Origin of the sequence: Bacillus salacetis (assembly GCF_003581585.1) — a bacterium.
Lineage (GTDB): Bacteria > Bacillota > Bacilli > Bacillales > Bacillaceae_B > Rossellomorea > Rossellomorea salacetis.
In genome coordinates, this window is sequence record NZ_QXIR01000025.1 from 22,738 (window position 1) to 47,469 (window position 24,732).

Annotated in this window: 23 protein-coding genes and 1 pseudogene; 16 read left to right on the forward strand and 8 right to left on the reverse strand. The window is 43.9% G+C overall.

What is annotated here, in order from left to right; translation table 11 throughout:
- Positions 1 to 44: 44 nt before the first annotated feature.
- Complete coding sequence (locus D3H55_RS16385; protein WP_119548401.1) at positions 45 to 851, forward strand: aldo/keto reductase; 807 nt, start codon at positions 45 to 47, stop codon at positions 849 to 851.
- 418 nt (positions 852 to 1,269) lie between these two features.
- On the opposite strand, the gene D3H55_RS16390 is transcribed toward D3H55_RS16385, so the two are convergent.
- Positions 1,270 to 2,391, reverse strand: a complete 1,122-nt coding sequence (locus D3H55_RS16390; protein ID WP_119548402.1) for a hypothetical protein — start codon at positions 2,389 to 2,391, stop codon at positions 1,270 to 1,272.
- 484 nt (positions 2,392 to 2,875) lie between these two features.
- On the opposite strand from D3H55_RS16390, the gene D3H55_RS23855 reads away from it, so the two are divergent.
- Positions 2,876 to 3,262: a hypothetical protein gene (locus D3H55_RS23855; protein WP_136035731.1), complete on the forward strand. Its 387-nt coding sequence runs from the start codon at positions 2,876 to 2,878 to the stop codon at positions 3,260 to 3,262.
- A gap of 235 nt (positions 3,263 to 3,497) precedes the next feature.
- Here D3H55_RS23855 and D3H55_RS16395 read toward each other — a convergent pair whose 3' ends face one another.
- The 3 genes from D3H55_RS16395 to D3H55_RS16405 form a co-directional block, all read right to left on the reverse strand.
- Complete coding sequence (locus D3H55_RS16395) at positions 3,498 to 3,767, reverse strand: helix-turn-helix domain-containing protein (protein ID WP_119548403.1); 270 nt, start codon at positions 3,765 to 3,767, stop codon at positions 3,498 to 3,500.
- A gap of 100 nt (positions 3,768 to 3,867) precedes the next feature.
- Positions 3,868 to 4,350 carry a competence protein ComK gene (locus D3H55_RS16400; protein ID WP_119548440.1) on the reverse strand — a complete coding sequence of 161 codons (483 nt, stop codon included), beginning with the start codon at positions 4,348 to 4,350 and terminating at the stop codon, positions 3,868 to 3,870.
- Positions 4,351 to 4,567: 217 nt separating this feature from the next.
- Entirely contained in the window at positions 4,568 to 4,840 is a 273-nt protein-coding gene (locus D3H55_RS16405) for a helix-turn-helix domain-containing protein (RefSeq protein WP_119548404.1), read from the reverse strand.
- Positions 4,841 to 5,159: 319 nt separating this feature from the next.
- On the opposite strand from D3H55_RS16405, the gene D3H55_RS16410 reads away from it, so the two are divergent.
- The 5 genes from D3H55_RS16410 to D3H55_RS16435 all read left to right on the forward strand — a co-directional run bounded on the left by D3H55_RS16410 (position 5,160) and on the right by D3H55_RS16435 (position 9,033).
- Positions 5,160 to 6,200, forward strand: a complete 1,041-nt coding sequence (locus D3H55_RS16410) for a zinc-binding dehydrogenase (RefSeq protein ID WP_119548405.1) — start codon at positions 5,160 to 5,162, stop codon at positions 6,198 to 6,200.
- Positions 6,201 to 6,461: 261 nt separating this feature from the next.
- Positions 6,462 to 6,962 carry a small multi-drug export protein gene (locus D3H55_RS16420; RefSeq protein WP_119548407.1) on the forward strand — a complete coding sequence of 167 codons (501 nt, stop codon included), beginning with the start codon at positions 6,462 to 6,464 and terminating at the stop codon, positions 6,960 to 6,962.
- 35 nt (positions 6,963 to 6,997) lie between these two features.
- Complete coding sequence (locus D3H55_RS16425) at positions 6,998 to 7,735, forward strand: hypothetical protein (protein WP_168413135.1); 738 nt, start codon at positions 6,998 to 7,000, stop codon at positions 7,733 to 7,735.
- A 17-nt stretch (positions 7,736 to 7,752) separates the two neighbouring features.
- Positions 7,753 to 8,145, forward strand: coding sequence for a GntR family transcriptional regulator (locus tag D3H55_RS16430; protein WP_119548409.1), 393 nt, complete (start codon positions 7,753 to 7,755; stop codon positions 8,143 to 8,145).
- Between the two features lie 15 nt (positions 8,146 to 8,160).
- Positions 8,161 to 9,033 carry an ABC transporter ATP-binding protein gene (locus D3H55_RS16435; protein ID WP_168413136.1) on the forward strand — a complete coding sequence of 291 codons (873 nt, stop codon included), beginning with the start codon at positions 8,161 to 8,163 and terminating at the stop codon, positions 9,031 to 9,033.
- A gap of 381 nt (positions 9,034 to 9,414) precedes the next feature.
- Here D3H55_RS16435 and D3H55_RS16445 read toward each other — a convergent pair whose 3' ends face one another.
- On the reverse strand, positions 9,415 to 9,897 hold the full coding sequence (locus D3H55_RS16445; protein ID WP_240628610.1) for a sigma-70 family RNA polymerase sigma factor: 483 nt from the start codon (positions 9,895 to 9,897) through the stop codon (positions 9,415 to 9,417).
- A gap of 1,490 nt (positions 9,898 to 11,387) precedes the next feature.
- Between D3H55_RS16445 and D3H55_RS25500 the strand changes: the two genes are divergently transcribed.
- The 3 genes from D3H55_RS25500 to D3H55_RS16460 all read left to right on the forward strand — a co-directional run bounded on the left by D3H55_RS25500 (position 11,388) and on the right by D3H55_RS16460 (position 13,037).
- Complete coding sequence (locus tag D3H55_RS25500) at positions 11,388 to 11,462, forward strand: SEC-C metal-binding domain-containing protein (RefSeq protein ID WP_420808763.1); 75 nt, start codon at positions 11,388 to 11,390, stop codon at positions 11,460 to 11,462.
- 160 nt (positions 11,463 to 11,622) lie between these two features.
- Positions 11,623 to 12,486, forward strand: a complete 864-nt coding sequence (locus D3H55_RS16455) for an STAS domain-containing protein (RefSeq protein ID WP_119548414.1) — start codon at positions 11,623 to 11,625, stop codon at positions 12,484 to 12,486.
- Between the two features lie 251 nt (positions 12,487 to 12,737).
- Positions 12,738 to 13,037, forward strand: a complete 300-nt coding sequence (locus D3H55_RS16460; protein WP_119548415.1) for a hypothetical protein — start codon at positions 12,738 to 12,740, stop codon at positions 13,035 to 13,037.
- A gap of 546 nt (positions 13,038 to 13,583) precedes the next feature.
- Here D3H55_RS16460 and D3H55_RS16465 read toward each other — a convergent pair.
- From D3H55_RS16465 to D3H55_RS16475, 3 genes are all read right to left on the reverse strand, one after another.
- Positions 13,584 to 14,366 (reverse strand): nucleotidyltransferase domain-containing protein, encoded by a 783-nt coding sequence (locus tag D3H55_RS16465; protein WP_119548441.1) that lies wholly within the window; start codon positions 14,364 to 14,366, stop codon positions 13,584 to 13,586.
- A gap of 300 nt (positions 14,367 to 14,666) precedes the next feature.
- Positions 14,667 to 15,548: a DUF6612 family protein gene (locus D3H55_RS16470; RefSeq protein WP_119548416.1), complete on the reverse strand. Its 882-nt coding sequence runs from the start codon at positions 15,546 to 15,548 to the stop codon at positions 14,667 to 14,669.
- Positions 15,549 to 15,655: 107 nt separating this feature from the next.
- Entirely contained in the window at positions 15,656 to 16,525 is an 870-nt protein-coding gene (locus D3H55_RS16475; RefSeq protein WP_119548417.1) for a DMT family transporter, read from the reverse strand.
- A gap of 622 nt (positions 16,526 to 17,147) precedes the next feature.
- Between D3H55_RS16475 and D3H55_RS16480 the strand changes: the two genes are divergently transcribed.
- The 6 genes and pseudogenes from D3H55_RS16480 (at position 17,148) to D3H55_RS25295 (ending at position 23,758) form a co-directional block, all read left to right on the forward strand.
- The gene (locus D3H55_RS16480; protein ID WP_119548418.1) at positions 17,148 to 18,017 is read left to right on the forward strand and encodes a DNA helicase; all 870 of its coding nucleotides are present in this window, start codon (positions 17,148 to 17,150) and stop codon (positions 18,015 to 18,017) included.
- A complete protein-coding gene (locus tag D3H55_RS25280) occupies positions 17,971 to 18,648 on the forward strand; it encodes a DnaB-like helicase N-terminal domain-containing protein (protein WP_276310247.1) in 678 nt (225 codons plus the stop codon). Before D3H55_RS16480 ends, D3H55_RS25280 begins: the two co-directional genes overlap by 47 nt.
- 35 nt (positions 18,649 to 18,683) lie before the next feature.
- Positions 18,684 to 19,310: a DnaB-like helicase C-terminal domain-containing protein gene (locus D3H55_RS25285; protein WP_276310248.1), complete on the forward strand. Its 627-nt coding sequence runs from the start codon at positions 18,684 to 18,686 to the stop codon at positions 19,308 to 19,310.
- 541 nt (positions 19,311 to 19,851) lie between these two features.
- A pseudogene (locus D3H55_RS25290) lies at positions 19,852 to 20,928 on the forward strand (collagen-like domain-containing protein); the annotation flags it as partial.
- Positions 20,929 to 21,589: 661 nt separating this feature from the next.
- Positions 21,590 to 21,988, forward strand: a complete 399-nt coding sequence (locus D3H55_RS25540; RefSeq protein ID WP_119548420.1) for a hypothetical protein — start codon at positions 21,590 to 21,592, stop codon at positions 21,986 to 21,988.
- Positions 21,989 to 22,258: 270 nt separating this feature from the next.
- Positions 22,259 to 23,758: a collagen-like domain-containing protein gene (locus D3H55_RS25295; protein WP_276310249.1), complete on the forward strand. Its 1,500-nt coding sequence runs from the start codon at positions 22,259 to 22,261 to the stop codon at positions 23,756 to 23,758.
- The last annotated feature ends 974 nt before the right edge of the window (positions 23,759 to 24,732 follow it).

The window sequence follows — 24,732 nt, forward strand, 5'->3', positions numbered from 1 at the left end:
TATAAGCAGAAAAATAAAAGTATACAGAGGGAGTGCTTAATAATATGGAATACATAACACTTAATAATGGGCTGGAAATGCCAATTGTCGGTACAGGTACAAATACGTATGGAAAAGAAAATAATGATTATAACGCGGCGGTGACAAATGAAATTCCTGAACTTCTATCAGCATTGGAATTGGGATACCGTTCAATAGACGCAGCCATCATGTATCGTAACGAAGAACTCGTCGGTAGGGTTTTAGCAGAAAGCACAGTGCCTCGTGAAGAGTTATTTATTACAACAAAAGTTCCTGCCGAAGAAGAATATATTGCTTCTAAGGAAGCTACCCGGGCAGCGATCGATAACAGTCTGAAAAACTTTCAAACAGACTACCTTGACCTGCTTCTAATTCACTTTCCTATCGAAGAAAAAGGGCAACTTCAAAACACTTGGGAAGTCTTTGAAGAGTATTACGAAGCGGGCAAACTGAAAGCAATCGGCGTGTCAAACTTTAGAAAGAATCATCTGGAGGAATTGAAGGAATTCGCTAAAGTGAAGCCAGCCGTAAATCAAATTCAAATTAACCTCAAAGAGCCGAACAAAGATCTTCTTGCTGTATTAAAAGAAGAGGGCATTACACCCGTTGCATGGGGACCTATGAAAGTTGAAGACCATCAAAAAGAAGTCTTGGAGGATATCGGTAAAGCCTACAAGAAATCTGGTGCACAGATCTTACTAAAATACCAAATCCAACGCGGTGTGGTCGTAATCCCTAAATCTCACAACCGTGAAAACCAGGCAGCTAATTTAGATCTCTTCGATTTCCATTTATCTGCAGAAGATATGGAAAGAATTGAAAACTTATAAACGTTAGTTCTTCTTACTTGGGGTATTGATGGTAGAACCAATTTGCATCTGCTCAGCTCATAGTAGTGAGCTCTGGACTCCTGTCATACCAAATGAAAGAAATAAAAAAATGCTGGCATCCAATTTAGGAAGTCAGCCTTTTTATTGAAATTTTAACATATGGTGACCCTTCCTAAATATATATTGGAAATGTAGATAGGGGGGACTATATTTGACCTATTAAATGTGCGTGTCAATGACGAGAAGGTTGAGAAGGGGCAGTATCCCTTTACACGAAGATTCAAAAAGGCTGTAGAAAGTGGAGTAAAATGTTATAAAATAAAAAACCTCATGAGATCAAGTCTGCAACCCTTGATCTCATGAGGTTTATTGTGTTTTCCACCTTTAAGTCAATCAACTAGCAGAAAAAGCTAGCTGTCTACTGATAATTAACAAAAGCCGGAGCAGGATCCAACTCCAACACATCCTTAGGATTCATCAACGGCTCATCCTTTTTATAGAACACTTTGAACCCGCCGTACTGAATAGGCTGCTTCTGGACAAATTCATTGTACCCGGCTCGTTTGATGGCATCCAGGCCATGGCCGTCAAAGTTGATGACGACTTCCACGTTTTCTGTGGGCTTTATGGCATCCCGATTGATCAGGACATCTTCAGCAAATTGATGGACGATGACCATTTTGTCTGGAAGTCCGTTTTCTGCTGTCAGGTTTGATACGTATTCAATCGCTTCTTGAACTTCCTTGCCGTCGACGGTCCCCAAATTTACTCCAGGAATTTCGCCTTCCTGGACGTGGAATTCTGTATCGATGGCTAAGTGGACATAAGGTAGCTTCAAGTATTTTTCTATTGATTTCACCTGGTTCATGACAGTATCCCTGGCGAGCTGGACGTCCAGGATCAGCAGGGCATTGTTTTCCTTGGCCAGCTTTGCATATTCTTCGATATCTTTATCCGCTGTCGGATGGATGTAATCACCATCGTCTCCCGGGCTTCGCTGGGCTATGGTCGAAATCAATTCGATGGCCGGGATGGCCGGTCTTTCAGGGTCCAGTTCAGAATATGCTTTGGTTTGGGCCTTCAATTTGTCCATCAACACCTCTGGACTGTATTCCCCAAGGATCCCCATGTTTTCGGAATTGGGATGGCCGTAATAGGACACAACTCTGTGTTCTTTTAGTGGCCCATCCGATAAATCCTCGACGCCTTTTGGCATGACTTGTCCTAACGGAACACTTCTTGTTGTGTCTCCGCCGTGCGCCTGCGTTCTTGGCATTTCCTCCAGCTGCTGGCTGGTATAGTTTGTCTTAAGCTGCTTAGCACCCTCAGTAGGTTCAATTGCCTGATAGGAGGCTTCAAGTTTAAATCTTGGTGACTTCGCTGCCCCCTCAAGGGTATAATGCTGCTCCTTGAAATCCAGCATTGACTTCTCATGCAGCACGGAAGCCTGGTCTGAAGTACTGGCGGTTTGTGCACAGCCTGTTAACATTAAATACGGAAGGGCAGCCACGCAAGCCCCTGTTCTTAGTTTCTTATTCACGTTATCCCACCTGTTATGAATTTATGAAAATATGTACTTGTTGAAGGCGGTTTTTCACCGATCAATCAAATTTTCATTCTCAAAATCTAGTATAAATGAAAAATCCACCCTTTTTGAAATCAAAAGCTTCAATTTTAATACCCTAAGCAGAAATAGATGAAACGTTCATGGGAAAAGAATGGGAGTTATTTGTGATTCGAACGAATTTTTCAGGCTTTTTTACATTATGGAAAAGAGAAAGTAGAGGGGGCTTATTCAGTATGGTAGTGATTTGTTGAGTACGGAAGGGAAATCCCTCTAATCAAATAGGTAAATCTTCCAAACTTTTTGCTTATAGGAGTCAAAAAAACGTTACTAAATATGCCCTCTTAAAATCATTTATTCTTTTGGTAATATAATGACATTTTTTACAATAAATGTGTTAATCTTTCTATGGAGTACTTCTGGCCGGAAAAACTCTAAAACAATTGTGGAGGGATTACTGGTGAAAAAGATTATTAGAGTTACAATCTTGGTTTTGGTAATGTCACTTTTGGGAGTTTCTTCGTCACTGGCAGCTTCAGGTACTTTTGTTACCGAGGATGGCAGCTATGAGACTAGTGTGGCAACTACAAGTTCAAAAAACGATGTCAGAATTAGCGTAAGCCGCCTCCAAAGACATTATAGTAATGGGGCTTCTGGTTCAGCGGGAGCGAGCATGTTACAAGCGAGATTATGTTCTGCATCTACTGGAAACTGTACAGTGTTTCAATCATTAAGCGGTGGAAGTACAACATTTACTAATATGATACCATCTACATATTATGTAGACATCAGAGACTCATTAAGTGATTCAGTAATCAGTGGATATGTAAACGCATACGCTTACTAAAAGATTTCGACCATTCGTGGAATGTGTGGAATAAAATGATGAAATAGTTGGGGATCCTTTTATAGAGGGTCCCTTTTAAAGTTGATTACTTTTTTAAGTTTTGAGTGGAATAAGGAGGGAGCCCCCTGCTTTAAAACGAAGAAGAATGACAAAAGTCCTAAATTTTAATAGGAGTATTAATTCCCAGTATAAGAGATACCAAGGGAGGAGGGGGAGGAATCCTCCCTTTAACTGTTTATGTTCGTTCTTTCATGTCCTCTTCATACAAAGTGAAAGTATCTTCCTCAATATCTTTCAACAGAGTGCTGGGGCTTAGGTCAAGGCCCGCAGAGATTTTAAATAGAGTCGGCAAGGTCATGGCTGCATTGCCTCTTTCTATGTTGCCAAGGTGCGTGTCATGGATTCCTGAACGGTTTGCCAGTTCTTCCATTGATAGTCCATTAAGCTTTCGGTGCCTTCGTATTATCTTACCGGCATTTGTTATTAAGATTTCTTGCATTCTCATAACCTTTAACCTTCTTTCTCTATTTTGATAAATATTATTTAGCGAATCCGATCTGCTGCTGATAAGTTAATCCGCCTTAGTGTTTAGGATTACACCCCTTTTACCCGCCAATGCCATCTGCAAAATACATCATGGAAAAATGGGCAGTCCGCTGCAGCTGTTTCTTGATTACTGCTGGAGACTCACTCATATACAGTTTTCTGCCGCATTTCAAAGTTACAAGAGATCGTATCGTTTTATCGGCGGTTATCGCATGCGTGATGGATTGAATATGTGAGGGAAACAGCCAGCTGCATTCAAAGGTTTCAGGTGAAAGTGTGGGAAAGGCAAAGATGTTCTGCTGCGGCTTGATGGCAATCGGCACTTTTCGTTGATAGCCGGTATAATATTTGACGGATTCCCGTCTTCCTTCATAACTGGAGTAACCTTGCAGACAGGCTTCTTTGATGATGGAGAAGGGAGGTTGAGTTACATACAGAATGGTATCAGGTTCGATGACTTTTGTGAGGTATTCCGGGTGTTTAGCAGGCAACAGGGCGGAAGTTAAATGGGAAATAGTGTAGCTCGATAAGATTTCTTTCATGAAACACTCTCCTAGAATTGGTCTGCAGTCAGGGATCAGTTTGGTTTCTTCCCATGCAGTCTTTTTATTTTTCCTTGCCTCTTTATTATTATGGGTATATTTGGGAATTAACACAGACTGAAGAGTGTATTTCTGAAAAATCTGATAATATAGGTCGTCATTCGACAAAAGCCTCCCGGTTAATGAGAGGCTTTTTATCAAATACCGTTATATCAGATCAGTTAGATTCTTCTTTATCCACTGAGAAAGGAAAATGCCTGCGTTCCGCTTCTTCTACGATGGAATTCATTTTCCTCAACTTCAGGCCGACTACAATTCTATACATCGTAAAAAGTCCTGGATTCTCAATATCTCCTCTTTCAATGCTCGCCAGATGTTTTGCATCCATATTGGACTGATATGCCAATTCTTCCACTGATAATCCTTTCTGCCTTCTTAATGCACGGATTTCCATTCCTATCGTTTTCGCCATTTCTTTTTCTGAGCCCATCTTATGTACCACCCTTTTTCCACCATTATTTATGTAGAAAAAAGATGCGAAAACCGTTTAAATGACCTATAATGTAAAAATATGTAAAACAACTTCAATTTATTTTTGAAACTCTTGGTTTATCAATAAATAAGAACCATTTCAGTTAAACCGATTGGTGAAGTGTATTTTTGATATCCCACAAACAATCACGGGAGGATTGATATCAAAACGGAAGAATTCAGCCATAGCCTTTTGCTTTACTAAAGGCATAAAAATCTCACTATCCAACAATAATAAATAGAGTATATTCACTCCAAAGAAGACAGGAGAATAGAGAATGATAGCTGTGCAAGTAACGGGATACGGCGGAGTCGAGAAGCTGGAAATAGTTGATATCCCCATCCCTGAACCAAAGGAACATGAAGTGCTTGTGAAAGTGAAGGCATGTGCGATCAATAATACGGAAATCTGGATGAGGGAAGGGGCTTACGGCAAGGACACCAAGTCTGGGTGGCGACCGGAAGGAGTCCAATTCCCCCGAACGCCCGGCTCTGATATAACGGGTACTGTCGTAAAGGCAGGGAGTGCTGTTAATGAAGGGATGCTGGGGAGGGATGTCGTCCTTTTTCCGTTCACCTCAAGCGGCGGGACGGGGACCGAACATATTGCAGAAGATATGTCTTTCATCGGTTCGGAGTATGATGGAGGATATGCGGAATATGTCGCGTGGCCCGCAGATCTTTGCTTTGATATGCCTCTTTCAGGTTATATGGAAAGTGCTGTCTTCTCGGTGAGCGGTTTAACAGCCTGGCATATGCTGGAGCAGTTACAGGTCAAGCCCGGCGAGACGATCATGGTTACGGGTGCCAACGGAGGTGTCGGTTCATTAAATGTCCAGATTGCTTCAAAGGTTCTTGGTGCGAAGGTCATTGCCATTGTCGGGGACTTGGAGCTGGAAGGCGAGATGAAAGAGCTTGGGGCAGCCCATGTGTTGTCTTATAGATCGGCTGACCTTGCCAAAGAGATTGTGGGAGTGAATGGAGGTCCGATTGACTCGGTCGCCGATGTCGTCGGTGATGCCCTTTTCCCGGCATCCCTTGAAGTATTGAAAAAGGGAGGGAAATTCTGTACTTCCGGTTCCGCCGGCGGCCAGAAGACCGAATTGGATTTCAGGACGCTGTATTTGAAGCATATTACCTTTTATGGATCGGTATTGGGAACAAGGGAAGAGTTTCGGAGGATGCTGTCCGCCATTTCAGCAGGCAGGATCAAGCCGGTGATTGACCGGACCTTTCCATTGCAGGAAGCAAGGGAAGCGCAGGAGTATTTTAAACAGTCCGGGAAGCTGGGGAAAGTCGTGCTGCTTCCAGAAGGATGAGGGATGGTGCCGGCCATCCTTTTATATAAACGGCATTTGCAGTCACACAAAGTCTCTCTGCCTCAGGGAGGCTTATTTTCATTGTCATCAGGGTGTGGAATGGTATATTTTCATCCAAAATCAGTTATTTTGGACAGGGAAGCTTCAGTATACAGCCGGTATAATGACTATTTTTTAAAAAAGTGATTGCCAGAGATTCCGCTTATTGTTATAGTGTGTATATAGACATACACACTATAACACTTAAAGAGGAGAATTCAGATGGAGTTTCTTGATTATTTATGGGCTTATTTCATTGTTTTTGTTTTTGCTGCCATTCCGTTTTTCGAAGCGTTTGGCGTTATCACTTTGGGGATTTTGGCTGGTCTGCCTGCAGTTCCGGTCATCTTGGTCAGTCTGGTCGGCAATATATTGACGGTTTTGCTATTGATTGTGTTCATCAATAAATTCAAAGAGTGGAGAAGGAAGCGAAAAGGGGAGGAAGCAGAGAAACAGCAAAGCAAAAGGGCTGTTCGCGCACAGAATCTTTGGAACAAATTTGGTATGCCCGGTTTGGCGTTTATCGGGCCATTATTTGTCGGCAGTCATTTGACAGCCTTCATGTGTGTTACGCTAGGGGGACAGAAGAAAAGGACATCTATCTGGATGGTCTCAAGCATCACGGTTTGGGGCATTGTCTTCGCACTGCTGACTCATTTCGGTGTTGACTTCCTTGGCTATGAGGATAGAGGGGTACTCAAGGATCTGATACAAGTAGACTGAGAAACCACGGATAAAGGAGTAGTGAACGAACATTGATGAAAGATGCATGGTGGTTAGCTCGAAAAGAATTTCGTTTTTATAAAATCTCTATAGGGTTTTCAGTGGTCGTGACCATATTGCTGGCAGCACTGATATCCTTCAGTTTGGAACAATCCGACAGCAATGTGTTTCATCCTGAGGGGTCAAAGGATAAATTCATCTTTATGGATATCATTTTTGTGCTGGTGACCCCGTCCTTATCAGCGATCTTCATGTCCGGTCCGTATTTGAGCTTGAAAGCGGTGAAGGAGGATCCGTTCAGTAAAAGGATGGCTTATCTAAGATCACTTCCCATCCCGGTTAATGTCCTTTCACTTAGCCGTACGATCATGATGCTCATGACCTTTACCTTATTGAGCCTGGTATTCTATGCAACCTTTACTTTCGTGCTGTATGACCAAATATTTGAGCATTTAACCGTGGCCGAGTATTTCACTTTCCTGGTCATCTGGCTGGGTTACGCGGCTGCAATGGGCGGGTTCAATCCGTTCATAGAGTATGGAACGAACGGGAAGGTCCTTCACACAGTCCCATATCTGTTGATGATCCTGCTTGCTTTCGTCATCTTCGTATTCTACCAGCTTGCGGGAAATGGAATTGTTGAATCCACCATCTCCCTTTCTACCACTATAGGGTGGCCGATTGCCTTACTCTTTCTTTTCGTTGGAGCAGCCGGATGCGTAGGATGGAACAAGCTGTTAACGGTCCGCCTGGCCAGACGGGATTATGTATAGAGAAGGGGGGAGCAGGAATGAAGCTGCCGATCCGTGTTTCAGATGACAGCAGGGAACCGATTTACCACCAGATCGAAACGCAATTGAAGGCTTTGATCATTGGCGGACAGCTGCCGCCCGGCACTCCTCTCCCATCGATCAGGGCAATGGCCGGTGAACTGAAATGCAGTCTGATCACAACGAGAAGAGCTTATCAGAACCTTGAAACAGGGGGCTACATCAAGACTGTTCAAGGAAAAGGGACGTTTGTTAAGGAGATTGAAGAGGTGCTGAAGCAAGAAACCAAGGATAAAGTGGTTTATGATGTCCTTCAGAAAGCGGTTGAACAAGCAAAGCAATTAGGGACTTCGAAGGAAGAAATCCGGATGATATTCGAAGAAGTGTTAACGGGACACTATGAAGATTCTTAGGGAGGGGGAATGGCATTGAATCATTCAGTATTGGAAGTAAAAGGGCTGGAGAAGAAGTATAAGAAATTCAAGTTTGGGCCCGTCCACTTACGTCTTGAAAAAGGAACAGCTGTGGCGCTCCTGGGCGGGAATGGTTCAGGGAAAAGCACCTTGTTCAGGTTGTTGATGAATATCCTTCAGCCTGAAGCCGGCACCGTCACTCTATTTGGAGCTGACATGGGGGATCATGGGACGGAGGCCAAAAGAAGGATCGGTTTCGTAGGGGATATGCTGGAGCCGTTTTCCTCCCAAAGAATCAAGGATATTGCAAGCCTCGTTTCTCACTGGTATCCCACGTGGGACCAGGCACGGTATTCTCATTTCATCAAAAGATATGGAATTGATGAAAATGAAAAGTATGGCAAGTGTTCGAAAGGGACAAAGAAGAAGGTCGAGTTCGTTCTGTCTCTTTGCCATTCCCCGGACATCCTTCTACTGGATGAACCATCGGCTAACCTTGATATCGTTTCCCAGAGGAAGGTCAAAGAAGACTTAGTGAATTTCCTGGAGGATGGGGAAAAAAGTATCTTGTTGGCAACCCACATCATGGATGACGTCAGACAAATTTGTGATTATATTTATATATTAGAAGATGGGCAAGTCAACCAGTTCTTCGAAAAAGATGAAATTCACGAAAAGTGGGCGGCAATCTGGGTGAATGAACTTCCGGAACACTTGAAGGATCATCCGAATGTTTTCCGCGTCAATCATTTGAGCGGCTCCACCGTTCAGGTTGTAACCAATGATCTTTCCAAGCTGGAAGAAGATTTGCTGGGGAATCATGTTTCCGTTGAACAAGTAAGCCGGTTGACACTGGAAGAAATCATTGAGTATATGATCGAAGGATAGATTTAAACAGAAAATAGTATCAGGGCATATGATAGATAAAGAGGGCGAATTCTGATGGATTTCGCCCTCTTTTTATTTAAGGCTCTTTTCGTAAACTTTGTTGCTATTCAATGTGAACTTCAACTAATATCCTGGTATATCGTCGTAAAAACCCCGGTGAGAAGAAAAGAAAAGAGCTGCTCGTTTTTTTCGAGAGTAAAACCTTTGTATACAGGGGAAAAATCCGGCACCTGGGATTTTTCCGAAAGCAGCAATATATGCGAAAACAGTCTTATTTAAAAATTCTATGGTATGGAGAACTATCATTCATTGAGTCTGTGCTCACATAGGAAGATGTAACTGCCCATCAGGTCTGAAAGTCTCTCCATGCATCTGAGGATTCTACTGCTTTCCAATCACCAGTCTTGCTTGGGCTCCGCTCCGCCATTTTTTCACCGCAGAGACCGAAACCTGTTCCCGCTCGGCGATTTCCCTGACATTCATCATTCCGATGTAGGTGTAGAGGACCCATTTCTTCTGTGGATCTGTCAACGGCAGGAAGTAGGTCATGAGGGTTTCCGCTTCCAGGCGGCCGGTTACCGAATCGTCAGGAAGCATCTCCCAGAAGTCTGTGCCATCTGGATACGCACAACCCTCTTTCCATTTCACCTGCCGCCGCAGTTCATCCATACACCTGCCTTTGATGGTCGTGTAGGCATAACCAGTGAAGCTGCCTTTTCCTTCCTCAAACTTTTCCCAGGCTTCCCACAGCGCGGTCATTCCGATTTGATAAAATTCACCCTTTTCCTTGTAAATATGAAGTGTACTTATGATTTTGTGAATCATCGGCTCATACTGCTCCAGTACCTCGTTAAAATCTTTCAATCTGCAATCCTTCCAAAAGGCGCGCACTTTTATCTTATTCCCGGGTGAGTTCAGCATACTTGAGGGGAGCGATGCCGACAAAGAGGTGAAAAGCGTCTATGAAAGAGGTAAGAGGGAGTTTCCCCTGGGAAAACTGACCGGTAATCCCGAGGTAGAAATGGTTGAAGTGTTTTTGCACGTACAGAGTTATTCGTCTTGTATTGATGCTGCAGTGAAGGGGGCATGGGTTGCAATGTGAATTCAGTTCTATAGAATGAGATAAAAGGCAAGACTCGGCATTTTAAATGTAATGCTTGATGGAGTGGCCAAAAGGGAGAGTCGTTCTTCGCGGTAATCAAATAAGAGGAAGCAGGTGAAATATAGTGAGTGACAAAAATCAAGAGCAAGCAGTGGGAAGCGCTCTGTCAGAATTACATGAATACATGGATGAAGAAGCTGAGAAGCAATACAAGAAGTTTTGGCATGAAATCAATCTTCCATTGACTCTCAAGGAAGGATTAAGTACCTATACAAAAGCCGAATTGGATGCCATTAGGCGAAACATGGAGATCGCTAATGCCAGCAGCCTGAAGAAAGCGGACCTGCAGAAGGTGCTGGAAGAAAGGATTCCTGATCTTGGCAGCCAGTACCTCTTATGGGATGATGAACGATTCGGCTTGCTGGCAAAGATAGCCGAAAAGGGCGGCTATCTTTCTCCAGCCGATTTAGAGGCAGATCAAGTCGCTTATATCCGCTGTACCGGACTGATTTTTTCAGGGAGCAGGAAGGGCAAACCGGTCTTGGCTGTGCCTGCTAAATTGATCGAACCTGTCAGGAAATTGGCGGGGAATGACGAGGTAAAGGCAGTAATAAGCAGGAATACCGAATGGATTAATCTGACCAAGGGGCTGCTTTATTACTATGGAACGTTAAGTATTGATTCGCTGATGGACTTGATGGAAAAGTATACAGGGAAAACCCTGGAGCTGAAGAGTTACCTCCAAGTGATACATGAAGCTATCTATTTCCGCAGTGATATTCACATAGATGAGGCTGGCTTCTCCAACAGAAGGGTGTTCGATCCCAAGAAGGTCCTGCAGGAACAGCAATCGAGAAGCGGCCTTTCCTACTATCCATTCACCAAGCAGCAGCTGATGGCAGCCGGTGAACCGGATTTCGTGGACCGGAGCAAGGCTTATATGGAGCTCGTCCGTTATTTAATCAAGAACTATAGCATCGATAAAGAGGGGGCAGATGAAATTGCGGAAGAATGTCTCTATGCAGCCAATATCGGCCACGGTCCCAATGATGTTATGGAGTACTTGAGCTACACCATTGAGTTCGACAATCTTGAAACTGTCCAAGAGGTGATGGGCCGGGTCGTTAATGTGATGAATCATACTCGGCAATGGAATCTTAAGGGGCATACCCCTGGTGAGCTGTTTCAAGAGGAGAAAGATCATCTCCGTCCGCTTCCTTCTGGAGGCCCCATTCTTACAAAGAGGCGGGAAGTGGCCAAAGTGGGACGGAACGAACCCTGTCCATGCGGAAGCGGGAAGAAGTATAAGAAGTGCTGCGGAAGATGAAGAATGAAAGTGGTGAGTGCTGAGCTTGCTTTTTATATGAGCCGCATGTGGTTTTTTTGAAAAAAAAAGGACTAAATGACCAAAAAAATTAACTATCATGTTTTCTTAACTGTTAGTAGGGTACTATACACTGATTACTTGTTTTGAAGGAGAATCGAAGATGGACCACGTTACCGATTTACCAGTCATACATACTAAACGCTTCAGGAATTTTGATGAAGCTGCGCAAAGCATTCTCGCTATGATCAGTAAGATGATGGATATCAACACCCTGTTCATCGCGAAGAATGACAGAAGCACAAATGAAATCGTGAAAGTGGTCAATAAAGATAAGGAATTACTGCAAGAAGGAGAGACGCTTCCCTTTGGAGAAACATACTGCAAGGTGAGTGTGGATCACGGACGGGAAGTATTGGTCATCTCGGATATCACAAGCAACGAACGGACAAAATCACTGAATGTTACCCGGAACCTGGGGAGCGGAAGCTTTGTCGGCATTCCCATTAATTATGAGGACGGGAGCAACTACGGGACGATTTGCGGCCTGGATACCAAGCCGTTTGATCTCTCTGAGGAGCAGATATCAGTATTTGAAACCATGAGTTCCCTGCTTTCCTATGTCCTGGAACTGGATTATGCGAACAGGCAGATTGAAACGCTTTCTGCACCCATTGTGCCGATTGCTGAAGGAATTGCGGTACTGCCGATTATCGGGGTCATCAATAATGACAGGGCGGAGACCATCATCCAGTCCACACTTGCCAAGAGCCAGGAAATGCAGCTGGAATACTTGGTGATCAATCTATCCGGCATTACCCATATCGACGATGAAGTGATCTCATCCTTGCTGCGCATCGTCAATTTGATGAAGCTCGTTGGGGTCGAGCCGATCCTGACGGGAATCCGGCCGGATATCGCCATTCAAGCGGTTAGGTCGCATGTCGATCTGGCATCCATCCGGATGGAATCGAACCTGGCGAATGCATTGAGTTATATTGGGTTTTCTCTGCAGATGACGACATAAGAGCTGGAAAGAGGATTATGGTGAAGTGCTGTGTCCTTAACTAGGAAGTATAAGGCGGGATCTTTATGATTCCGTCTTTTTAGTGCTCTTTCTCCATTACATTTCTATTTTTAAAATTCCCCCTATTATCTGTTACCTATTTCACAGCATCGTGTTTATTTGGTTACATATGGCCAATTGGCCGTCTTTTGAGTTTGTGTGTCTAAATGGAAGGGGTATAGATGGTCAAACGTATACAGGAGGGGTAATACATGACAACAACCTTAACAGTCATAGTGATCTTGATCGCCCTTTTCATCGTTTGGACCATCTACTCGAAAATGACATGGAAGCAAATCATGGTTGGCTCTGATCCAATCTCACAAGAACAAATCAGAAAAAAGTATGACCAGTTCCAGACCAGCGGCATTCGAAGCAAATTGAAAACCGAGGCTCGAATGGAGAGTGCACAGACGGCTGATGGGTTAGTCAGCGGGCAGTCACATGGATCTTCTACTCTGTTAAAACTAGTGGTGCACCGAAAAGACGTCGAGAAAATGAATGCACTATAGAACGTGATATATGGTGATAGATAAATAAAAGCATGTCTTGATAGAGGCAGTAGATACAAGTAAAGGCATCTTGTACTTCAATTTTCGAACCCGTTAGATGAATCAGTTAAAGTATCATCCTATTAACAACACAAAACAACTTAATTAAAACGAGAAAAAGCTCAGTAGTATTATACTGTGTCAGCTTGTAGACATGGTCCATTAATTAGACTTTGTCTATAACTTAGGCCGATTACTTAATCGGTCTTTTTCAATGTTACTCCTTATATAGAATGTCATTAATCTTATATTGCTAATCCAAATAACACTCATTTAAAAGGCTTAATTCGCAATTATTTATCAGACAGGAGATAGTTGTTAAACAACTTGCTATTTCATATGTTCATTTGTGATAAAAAAATAAGATACTAATATAGCAATAACAATAAAAATCAGATGTCTAATCCGTATAGTAATTAGACATCTGATTCGTGTTATCTTTATGACTGATAGGAGGAACACATAAGAAAATCTTCAATTTTTTCCATTCATTATAGACATTTACCTTCATGTCGTCAATTCAGTGTCAGGGGAGGTTCTGGAAGCAGCCAATGCAGTTAAAGTTTTCTCGATATAACAATATACTTCTTCTGCAATCCCCAGAAACTCTTCAACATCTACACGACTATCCAGGTAAGTCGCATACAGATAGTCGACTAAAGCTGAATCAATGGTGCAATACTCGGATATGGCACTCTTCATTTTTATAATGTCATCTTGCCAAACCCCTGTATCTTCTAAAACCAAAGAGTACAATGCACGAATTAATCTCTTTGAGTAACCTTTGGTATATCTTGATTTCAGTGTGTCATCATCGGCATTGGATAGAAAACCGCGAACGCGATCCACTGCCTCTTGAGTGTCTGAATTCAAATCTAATATGAACTCAGGCGATATTAGAATAGGGGGGACTTCTTCGCCAATATCTGTACCATATATACAAACACAGATGATCTTGATCCAAAATCCCCATTCATTAGGGTTACTTCTTATATCATCCAGTGAACAAATAACCGTATCAACCTTCGTTACTAAAGAATATTTTTGTAATAACTGGTCCTTCAGATATGATACTCTATCATAATCTAAATCTTCTGGTTTTTCGCATACTATAGTAAAATCTGCATCAGACTGAAATGGCTTAGCAGTACCTTTAGGAATTGAGCCGCACATATATATACTGTGAATCTTCCCACTGAACTCTGAAAGCAAGCCAGTTGTATATTCCTCTACAAAAGTCTTGTATTCAGTCTGAATATTGATTTTCTTTATTACCTTCTCCAAAACCATATTTGGTCTCTTTTTATCTTCCGGCTTCATTATATCTCCCCCTGTTTAAAAGTATATCCTTTATTGGATTTTCTCTGATTGCTTTTTTCGCTATCCTGCATCGTCAGTTTAAGGATATCATTTTCCACTCTCTAAATTTATTTGAAAATGAAATTTATATTCAGTTTCAAACTGTCTTCAAAAAAAATAGTTCACTTTTTCAAGTGAACTAACTTAAATAGATATTATTTTTTGAGCAGGTTTTATAAGGGAGGGAAGAATAGTTACAGCCATTTGGACTATTCTTGATAACTACAAATCTTACTCGTTCACCTGGCCAAATGGAGAATCCATTTCAACTGCGGATTCTTTGACTTCTGCAGGGACCTCAATTGCATCTATTTCATTGAATTTCGAGAAGTCGCTCTTCATGGTCTGATCCATCTTAACACTTTCGCCATTCTGATTCATTTCCAGCTTCTGCTGCACTTCCATTTTGACGGTGTGGAAGCTTTCTTTGTCGATCCACATTTTCAATTCCATGTTTTCGATGGACATGTTTTCCATTACGCCCTCAACAGTGGATTGAAGTTCTTCATTCATCATTCCCATGCCTTCTTTAAGGATATCGTTGGCTTGATCTCCTTCCAGGGAGAGCTGAAGGATGAAATGGTCATCATCTTGTTTGAAGGTGAATTGGTCCAGGTACGGTTCCAGCTGCTTCAGCTGATTTTCAGGAAGCGCGGACTCTTGAAGGGCACTCTGTTTCATCATGTCTGCCATTTCATTTGGCAGGATCGTCCATTGATTCTGCATATTGTCTTTCATATAAATCTCTTGTTCTGTCAAGTACATTTCCACTTCTGCCAAAGGCAGCTCCGTACCTTCCATTTCTTCCATTGCCATGTTCACGGTGGATGTCTGATGCATGGTCATTGGGTCCATGACAAGGTCAGACGAAGAAGCCGTACTCATATCCATTGATCCTTCTTCATTTCCATCATTGGTGATCATTTGCTTTGATTCCATATCCAAATGGACGCTGGTTAATTCAGAATCCGCCTTTTGCGACTTCTTGAAAACCTGTTCGAGCGTCATGTCACTGCTGTTTTTCACATTCTCTTCCGGCGAGGCGGTCATTGAACAGGCACCTAAAGAGAGGGCAAGTGCAGCTGCGGATAGAACTTTTGCTATTTTTTTCATCATTCCACTCCTTTTATTTGGCTTATAGTATTCCTACGATTGCCAAGGCCAAATAGTTTCAAATTTTAAGGAAAAATAGCATTTTTTGACTCATATAGCGAAACTATTTAGTTGGACTGCTTGTTGCTGAGAACAGTGATTGTCACCAGGATGACCGCCATGCCGCCGGCTTGTATGAGGCTTAATTGGTCTCCGAGGAGCAGAACCCCGAATATAGAGGCTGTTACGGGCTCGACCATGGCAACCATGGAAGCGGTTGAGGGGTTCGTCCGCCTGATGCCGATTACGTAGAGCAAAAAAGAAATTCCTGCTCCCAAGAGCCCTAACAGGATAAACCAGCCGATATCCGCAGAGGTCAGCACTGAGACTGTTTCCTCCTTGTCAGCGATAAGAAATAAGATGATACAGAATGCGAAGAACGCCATGGTCAATGTGGTTTGCGGCTTTCCGAAAGAGGAAGCTTTTTTGAACCCGAATATAAATAGTGCGTAGGAGAGTCCTGCACCCAGTCCGGCTAAAGCCCCTGGAAAACTGACGGAAATGGAATCAGGGTTATACGCGCCGGTAAGAAGGGTGATGCCGATGAGAACCCCCAGGATGCACGCCCATTTGAACCATGTGGATCGTTCAATATGGAATACAAATGAGATGATCAGCACGAAAACCGGCGCCGTATACATTAACGTAGCTGCTACCGCGATGCTTGAAGCTTCTATCCCTAGAAAGTACAATGTGAAGTTTCCGGCAACGCCGATACCTGCCAACACGGCCCACATATGAAAGCGACGGGAAAAGGTCCAGTTTTCTTTAAAGCTCGACAGAAACCACGCGAGAAAACAGAGGAAGCCAACTGCTCCCCGGTAAAATGAAATGAAGATAGGGTCCCAGCCCTTGTCCATCAAAATATCAGCAATCCCTCCACTGATGCCCCAGCATACAGAGGCAAGGATTACCAGGCCTGCACCTTTGAATGTCATAGTGTACCCCCTTAAATCTCTGAATGATCGAATAAAATCTTATTGTAATTCGAGAATCCTACCCTGCTTTTCTTGTGAAAGGTATTACGGTAATTCCCTTGATAACTGTGCTAAAACCTTAATCAGTTCAATCCTGGAAAGTGTTTTGAGATGAAGCGCCCTTTTGATCCTAGCTGGATTCTTTGAGCACTTTTACAGGCGATTCATAGAGAAGGAGTAAATCTAGCAGCATTAAAAGTTCCCGTGCAATTACCCCGATTTGCAGCGGTAACGGTGAATGTTCCCGCCATGTCATTTAATCAAAACCCTCAAACAGGATGTGGAGCTCTGCATCCGGCAAACTTTTTTAAAGGCTCTTTTCGTAAACTTCGTTTGCTATTTAATACAAAATTTCAACTAATATCCTGGTATATAGTTGTAAGAACCCCGGTGAGAAGGAAAGAAAAGAGCTGCACGTTCTTTTTCGAGAGTAAAACCTTTGTATACAGGGGAAAAATCCGGCACCTGGGATTTTTCCGAAAGCAACAATATATGCGAAAACAGTCTTTTTAAAAAAAGGGTGTCCGTTTTTGCAGTTCGCTCCTAATTAAGAGATGAAAACGATTTTGAAGGAGGAACTAGTATGACAGGTTGGGTAAAGTTTTATCGCGGAATGATGGAGAGTGAGATCTGGAGCAATCCCTTCACCTTGAGGCTGTATCTGTATTTGAGCGGCCGGGCTGTCCAGAAGGAATTCATGATCATCAGTGGCATCAAAGTCAAAAGGGGCCAGTATTTACGGGCATATTCCCTGTTGTCGGATGACTTGATGTATGTGGACAATGGCAATGTCCGGATCCCGTCAAAGAGTACGATTAAAAGGCATGTGGACCGCTTGGTGGAACATGGTTACCTCAAAACAGAAGACACCTATTATGGAACTCTGTTTACCGTTATTGAACTTGACGATGATTTTTTTTACCCTTCCAGCGGTGTAACGGAAGAGGAACCGAATGAGAACTCAAGCGAAACGCAGACGGAACAACAAGAAGAATGTAAGAAAGGTAGAGAAGATAGAGAAGAAGAAGGAGAGGAGAAGATTGAGCTGCCTCCCAGGCAAGATGGCCAAAGCAAGATCGAAAAAGTCACGAATCAATTTTTGCAGCTTCGAAATGCCGGCTTCAATATCTCGCCAAAGGAGCAGTCAGCTATAGAAAAAATCTGTGGATTGAAGGTGGAAGGAGAAACGCTGATCTCCTGTATGAAAGAGATCGATCGTGATTACAGAAAACGGAATGATGGTGAGTCGATCAGGACCTTTACATATTACGAAAAGGCTCTGATGCAAAGAATCAGGAAGGGAATAAAAACGTCCGTGACCGAAAGCTACACCGCCAGGAGGGTAAGAGAAACGGATGAGTTGCTGGCCAAGATTGAAGAGTGGAAGAGAGAGGGGGAGGAGCGTCTTGCAAAAGGAATCAAGAGAAGCAGGCCGTCATTCAATCCCGCATGATATGGCGGGGAATCTACTGAATCAGGAATTGTTTGAAGCGGAAAGCATGCTGCTTGGGGCGGTGTTCCTTGAGCCGGCGTCGATCAATGACATGACCCTGAAGCCGGAGCATTTTTACCAGGCCCGCAACCGCTTGATTTTTGAAAAAATGAGGGAGTTGCAGCGGGAAGGAATTGAGATCAATCCTTTCAGCATTGTCCATCGAACGGGCAAGGACATCGAAAATATAGGGGGAGTCACCTATATCACCGAACTCTCTCTCTGCTGTCCCTCTGTCAGCGGGATGGAGCATTATCAGAGTGTCATCATGGAGAATTACAGGCTGAGGGAATTGAAGAAGTCTGCTGTAAGGTTCCTTAATGAACCAACGACGGATCGGGCGGATGCTTTATATCAGACGTATGTTGAGACCCAGGAAATGGGTCTGGCCGGGGGTGAAAGCAAGGGGGATACGCTTGCTGATATCTTTGAATCTTTTTATTCCGATCCGGTCCATGGCGGGATTACATCCGGATATGAAAAACTTGACTCAATGACGGGAGGGTTCAAACCAGGGGAACTGATCATTGTTGCAGGAAGACCGTCGATGGGAAAGACCGCCCTTGTTGTCAACCTTGCCTATATGCAGTAGCAAAGGGTGCCGTGGTCGATTTCTTTTCTCTTGAGATGAGTGAGATGCAGTTATATCAACGGCTGGTCAGCCGGATGGCCTTTATCAATGCAAACAAGTGGCAGAACCCCCATCGTTTCTTTACAGAGGAGGATCTGGCCAAAGCGAATGAAGCCTTGAACGGGTGTTATAAACTTCCCTTTCAAATCCACGATGACGGCAGGCAGACCCTGGATGACATAAGGGCGCGGATCCAAAAGACGAAGAGGGAAAACGAGGGAGCTCCCTGCCTGGTGGTCATCGATTACCTGCAGCTCATTCCTATTGCAGGGAAATTTGAACGTCATGATCTGGCTGTCGGGTCGGTCACGAGAGAGCTGAAACAGATGGCAAAACAATACAAGGTTCCGATCATCCTGCTGTCACAGCTTTCCCGGTCAGTGGAGCAGCGCAGTGATAAACGGCCGATGATGTCCGACCTCAGGGACTCGGGAAGCATCGAACAGGACGCCGATCTCGTCATGCTGCTTTACAGGGATGACTACTATAATGCCCACACCACACATCAGGTGACTGAGGTCAACCTGGTCAAGCACCGCAATGGTCCGGTCGGGACGGTCTATTTGAATTTTGTTAAGGAGTTTAGTTGGTTTACGTCGAAAAAAGAGAATTTGAATAATTAGATTCTTAGGTTTGGAAGATCAAGTAACAAGGGGAACAGGTTTCTATTAATCTCCTACTGTTCCCTGGTATACATAGGCTACAACGTTTATCTTGTTTGACATCGCTCTGAAATGGGTTACCGGAAAAATTGCTTTTATCATGTGACACTGCACTGTTACCAGGATTACCTGATGATGAACGGCCAGCCTGGGAAACGGAAGAATTGGATGGAGTTCCGGATGCGCTGCTCTGCATAGATCAGGCAAAAGGTGTCTGACATGGTGATTTGATGAAAGAAATATTAGATTATCACTCCTGGATAATCAAGGTCCTTTTTAAGCCACTTAATACTTTACCTTCTTCCTGAAAAAGAGTTGAAGAATCGAATCTTTAGTTCTATAAATACGATATTTACTCTATTCGTTGCTGATACCAAGCATCAAGCATCATTTAAAAGACTAGAATAATATAGAACAACTATGGATATGGAAGGGACATATTTTTATTACTTTATTCAACCCTTCCATATGCGTAGATTCTAAAGATAAGGAGGAAGAGAGTATGTCCATACTTTCAACAGGTCCAATAGCAAACAACCCCTCCAATGGGCAAAGGCTGACTACCCAGGTGACTGTCAAGATTGATAACCGCAGTTCCAGTGATTCTGCCAGCGTTCTTATTCAAGGATACTATCTTGATGGTACACGTGTATTATATGTTCTGGAATTGCAGAATCTCTTGCCGAATGCAGTGGTTACCAGAACTTTTTTTGCAAATTTTGATGGATTTGAATATGTTTTTTCAGTCGAGGGAGCTGCTGAAGAAGATGTGCAAATATCTGTGTGGGGAAAAAATCCGGCTGGACAAGTCGTTGCCGCGCATCGTCTAGTGTCTTCTGAGTTATTAGGAGCTGAAAGCGGTGCTCAGGGTCCTCAGGGAGCAACAGGAGCCCAAGGAGCAACTGGTCCACAAGGAGCCACCGGAGTTCAAGGTGCTACGGGTCCACAAGGAGCCACCGGAGTTCAAGGTGCTACGGGTCCACAAGGAGCCACCGGAGTTCAAGGTGCGACCGGTCCACAGGGTGTAATGGGAGCCCAAGGAGCGACGGGTCCACAAGGAGCAACTGGAGTTCAAGGAGCCACGGGACCACAGGGAGCAACAGGAGTTCAAGGTGTAACCGGACCACAAGGATCGACTGGTCCTCAAGGAGCAACGGGAGCCCAGGGAGCCACGGGTCCACAAGGTGCGACGGGACCTCAGGGAGCAACAGGAGCCCAAGGAGCAACAGGTCCACAAGGAGCGACAGGAGCTCAGGGAGCAACAGGTCCACAAGGTGCAACAGGGGTTCAAGGTGCGACTGGTCCACAGGGTGTAACGGGAGCCCAAGGAGCGACGGGTCCACAAGGAGCAACAGGTCCTCAAGGGGTAACGGGTGCTCAAGGAGTGACAGGAGCCCAAGGAGCGACGGGTCCACAAGGAATAACTGGAGCGCAGGGAGCAACGGGTCCACAAGGTGCCACCGGAGTTCAAGGAGCGACCGGCCCACAAGGAGCAACCGGTCCACAGGGTGTAACGGGAGCCCAAGGAGCGACGGGTCCTCAAGGGGCCACGGGTCCGCAGGGTGGTTTATCTTCAACTGTACTGGCTTTTGTAAATAACACTGCCACTGTCCCAGTAGATGTTACCGCTCCTTTTACCGAAACAATAATTGCCACTGTCCCTAGTACTTCTGTTACAGCCGGACAGAACATTAAAGTTGACTACACAACAGCATTACAAACCAATGCAACTGCAAATAATAATATAACTATTAATTTCCTCCTATATAGGGGTAGTACACTTATTTCAACAAGAACACTGAATCGCTCCCTGGCAGCTGCAGGAATTCAAAGATTCATTGTTTCCAGCACTTATGTAGATACACCACCCACCATTGGAAATGTAGTCTATACGTTGAGAACTCTAGTGATAACACAATCAAATATAACCTCAGCAGACTCTATAAATAATTTTGTGAATATAATCAAATTCTAAGAAACCCAAGTTTTTACAAAGTAAAAATAGAGCATTGGATATAAATAATCATTTTGTGATCACTTTTATATAGAAGTGATCTTTTTTCATAAATTTTCAAGACTCTTAATACCCGATTTACTTCATTCGTTGCTTGTACCCAAGCATCTTATAAAAGATTCGAATACTATAGAACAACTATGGATATGGAGGGGGCATTTTGTTTCATTCTTTTATTCTTACCTTTCCATATAAGTAGATTCTAAAATAAGGAGGAAAGAAGAGTATGTCTATACTTTCAACTGGTCCAATAGCCAACAACCCCTCCAACGGGCAAAGGCTTACAACACAGGTAACGGTGAAGATTGATAACCGCAGTTCAAGTGATACTGCCACCATTCTTATTCAAGGCTACTATCTTGATGGCTCCCGTGTCTTATATGTTCTGGAAACGCAGAATGTCTTGCCGAATGCAGTGATTACCAGAACCTTTTATGCGAATTTTGATGGATTTGAATATGTATTTGCCATCGAGGGAGCTGCTGAAGAGGATGTGCAAATTTCGGTTTGGGGAAAAAATTCGGTGGGCCAAATCGTTGCAGCTCATCGACTTGTGTCTTCTGAGATATTGGGTGCTGAAAACGGTGCACAGGGACCTCAGGGAGCAACAGGTCCTCAAGGATAATCAGGTGCTCAGGGAGCAACCGGTCCCCAAGGAGCTACAGGAGTTCAGGGAGCGACGGGACCTCAAGGTGTAACAGGAGCTCAGGGAGCAACGGGACCTCAAGGGGCAACTGGAGCCCAGGGAGTCTCAGGTCCTCAAGGTGCCACAGGAGTTCAAGGGGCTACGGGTCCCCAAGGAGCAACCGGTACTCACGGTGATACTGGCCCCCAGGGAGCAACAGGAGCCCAAGGAGCAACAGGAGCCCAAGGAGCAACGGGACCTCAGGGAGCAATGGGAGCTCAGGGAGCAACAGGTCCACAAGGAGCCACAGGTCCACAAGGAGCCACAGGTCCACAAGGAGCCACGGGTCCACAAGGTGCAACAGGGGTTCAAGGTGCGACCGGTCCACAGGGTGTAACGGGAGCCCAAGGAGCTACTGGCCCACAAGGAACAACTGGAGCCCAAGGAGCAACCGGTACTCAAGGGGCAACAGGAGCTCAAGGAGCCACAGGTCCACAAGGTGCAACAGGGGTTCAAGGTGTAACCGGGCCTCAAGGCGCCACAGGAATTCAAGGTGTAACCGGACCACAAGGAGCAACCGGACCACAGGGAGCCACAGGAGTTCAGGGACCCGCAGGAACACCGGTACTGACAGGAGTGGGTGCTCCATCTTGTGCATTAGGCAATTTAGGTGATATTTATATTGATACTTCCACTGGTAATACCTTTTATAAGGAACAGCAGCCGGTTCCACCAGATAACAGAATTGTCCCTGCTCCAACAGGCAATACCATATTGGTAGGCCCTGCCAGACCCATTACAACGATTCAAGCCGCTCTAACTGCCGCCGTGAATGGAGATAGGATATTACTCGACGCTGGAACGTTTACTATTACTGCCAGTTTACTTGTTAACAAATCGGTAACGATTGAAGGGCAAGGAAAAGGTGTGACCACAGTAATCACCACGACACCAGCGGTTGAATTTATGTTTAATGTAACAGTTTCAAATGTGGTTATACGCAACATGACCATCATTCAAAATTTCATGGGATCAACGAGCAATGAGACCGTTATAAGAGTGAATAATTTGTCAGCCACCGGTATTTACGTCGATAATGGTGCTATCTCAGTTTGTGAGTTCGGTGTTACGCTGATTGCCACCGAATTTCAGATCAAAGATTGTGATTTCACCTATGCACCAGGTGCGGTTGCAGGGAACGGGTATCGGTATATCAGTATTTCTTCAACTGCAGGGCAGAGTATTATTGATTCCAATACTTTTGTCTCTGATTCGGGTGTTACACAATGCAGATTCATCAATATTTCGAATGTTAGTGTAAGTGGAGGCAGCCTTAGGGGGGATTTAATCATTAGAAATAATACACAATTGCCATCTCCTTTTGAGCTGAGGCACCTTCTTGTTATGGAAGAGTTCACTGGTGAGAATTTTGGATTGTATATAATCGGAAATACAACCATATTCGAAGGAAATGTTCCTGTGTTGCTGAATGGGGCATACCTCAACCTCTTTAAATTCATCGCTATTTACGGAAATTCCGTGCAGAATACCGCTGGTAAGGGACTTGCCGGTATCGATGCTTTTTACCTGGGCACAACTGATATTTTCAGTACAGGTAATACAATTGCGATAGAATCTTTTGCAGCTGGCTGGGCTTCTGCAACTGTTCCAATAAGTTTCATTGTCGGATATCGTGCATCCTTAATACCCGTTCCGCCAAACCTTCCGCTGAATCCATGTTACTGGTTATTGTTTTGTGAGTTTGTATAAGGATCATTATATGGCTAGAAAAAGGACAGGCGATCTGTCCTTTTTTCACCCCTGCTTTTCATAACAGTAATTCTCCGTAAAAAAAATCACCATACTGATGCTGCACCCTATAGTACATATACGAAAAAGAATGAGTATCCAAGGCGGCTCTATTTGATTTAATAAGAGTGTAATGGACTGTATAGCTGCTCCCCAGAGACCGCTCACCCAATTGAATTTGCTATTATTTCTATTTACTAGAAGGTTTAGCAGAAGAATAGTAGAAGTGATAGATATTGGTGAATTTTTATAAGAAATAAACTTGTAGAAGGGGTTATTGCTAAGGATTAATATTAATTTAGAAACATTCCTTTAGAAGTGGAGTCACGCGTTTGAAGGGGTACGAATATGAGTGAATCGTGCCCTTAGAAGAGTAGACTCAGATGTGAAGGGTACGATTAGCTGTGAAACGTGTCACTTTGAAGGGAAACCTGAACTGAAGGGGTACGATTAGTAGAGGAACGTACCCTTAAAGGAGGAGACCTTGTTATGAAAGGGTAAGATTAGGGAAGAAACGTGCCTATAGAAGAGGAGACCATGGTTCGAATAGGTACGAATATGAGTGAATCGTGCCCTTAGAAGAGTAGACTCAGATGTGAAGGGTACGATTAGCTGTGAAACGTGTCACTTTGAAGGGAAACCTGAACTGAAGGGGTACGATTAGTAGAGGAACGTACCCTTAAAGGAGGAGACCTTGTTATGAAAGGGTAAGATTAGGGAAGAAACGTGCCTATAGAAGAGGAGACCATGGTTCGAATAGGTACGAATATGAGTGAATCGTGCCCTTAGAAGAGTAGACTCAGATGTGAAGGGTACGACTAGCTGTGAAACGTGCGCTTCGAAGGGAAACCTGAACTGAAGGGGTACGATTAGTAGATGAACGTACCCTTAAAGGAGGAGACCTTGTTATGAAGGGGTAAGATTAGGGAAGAAAC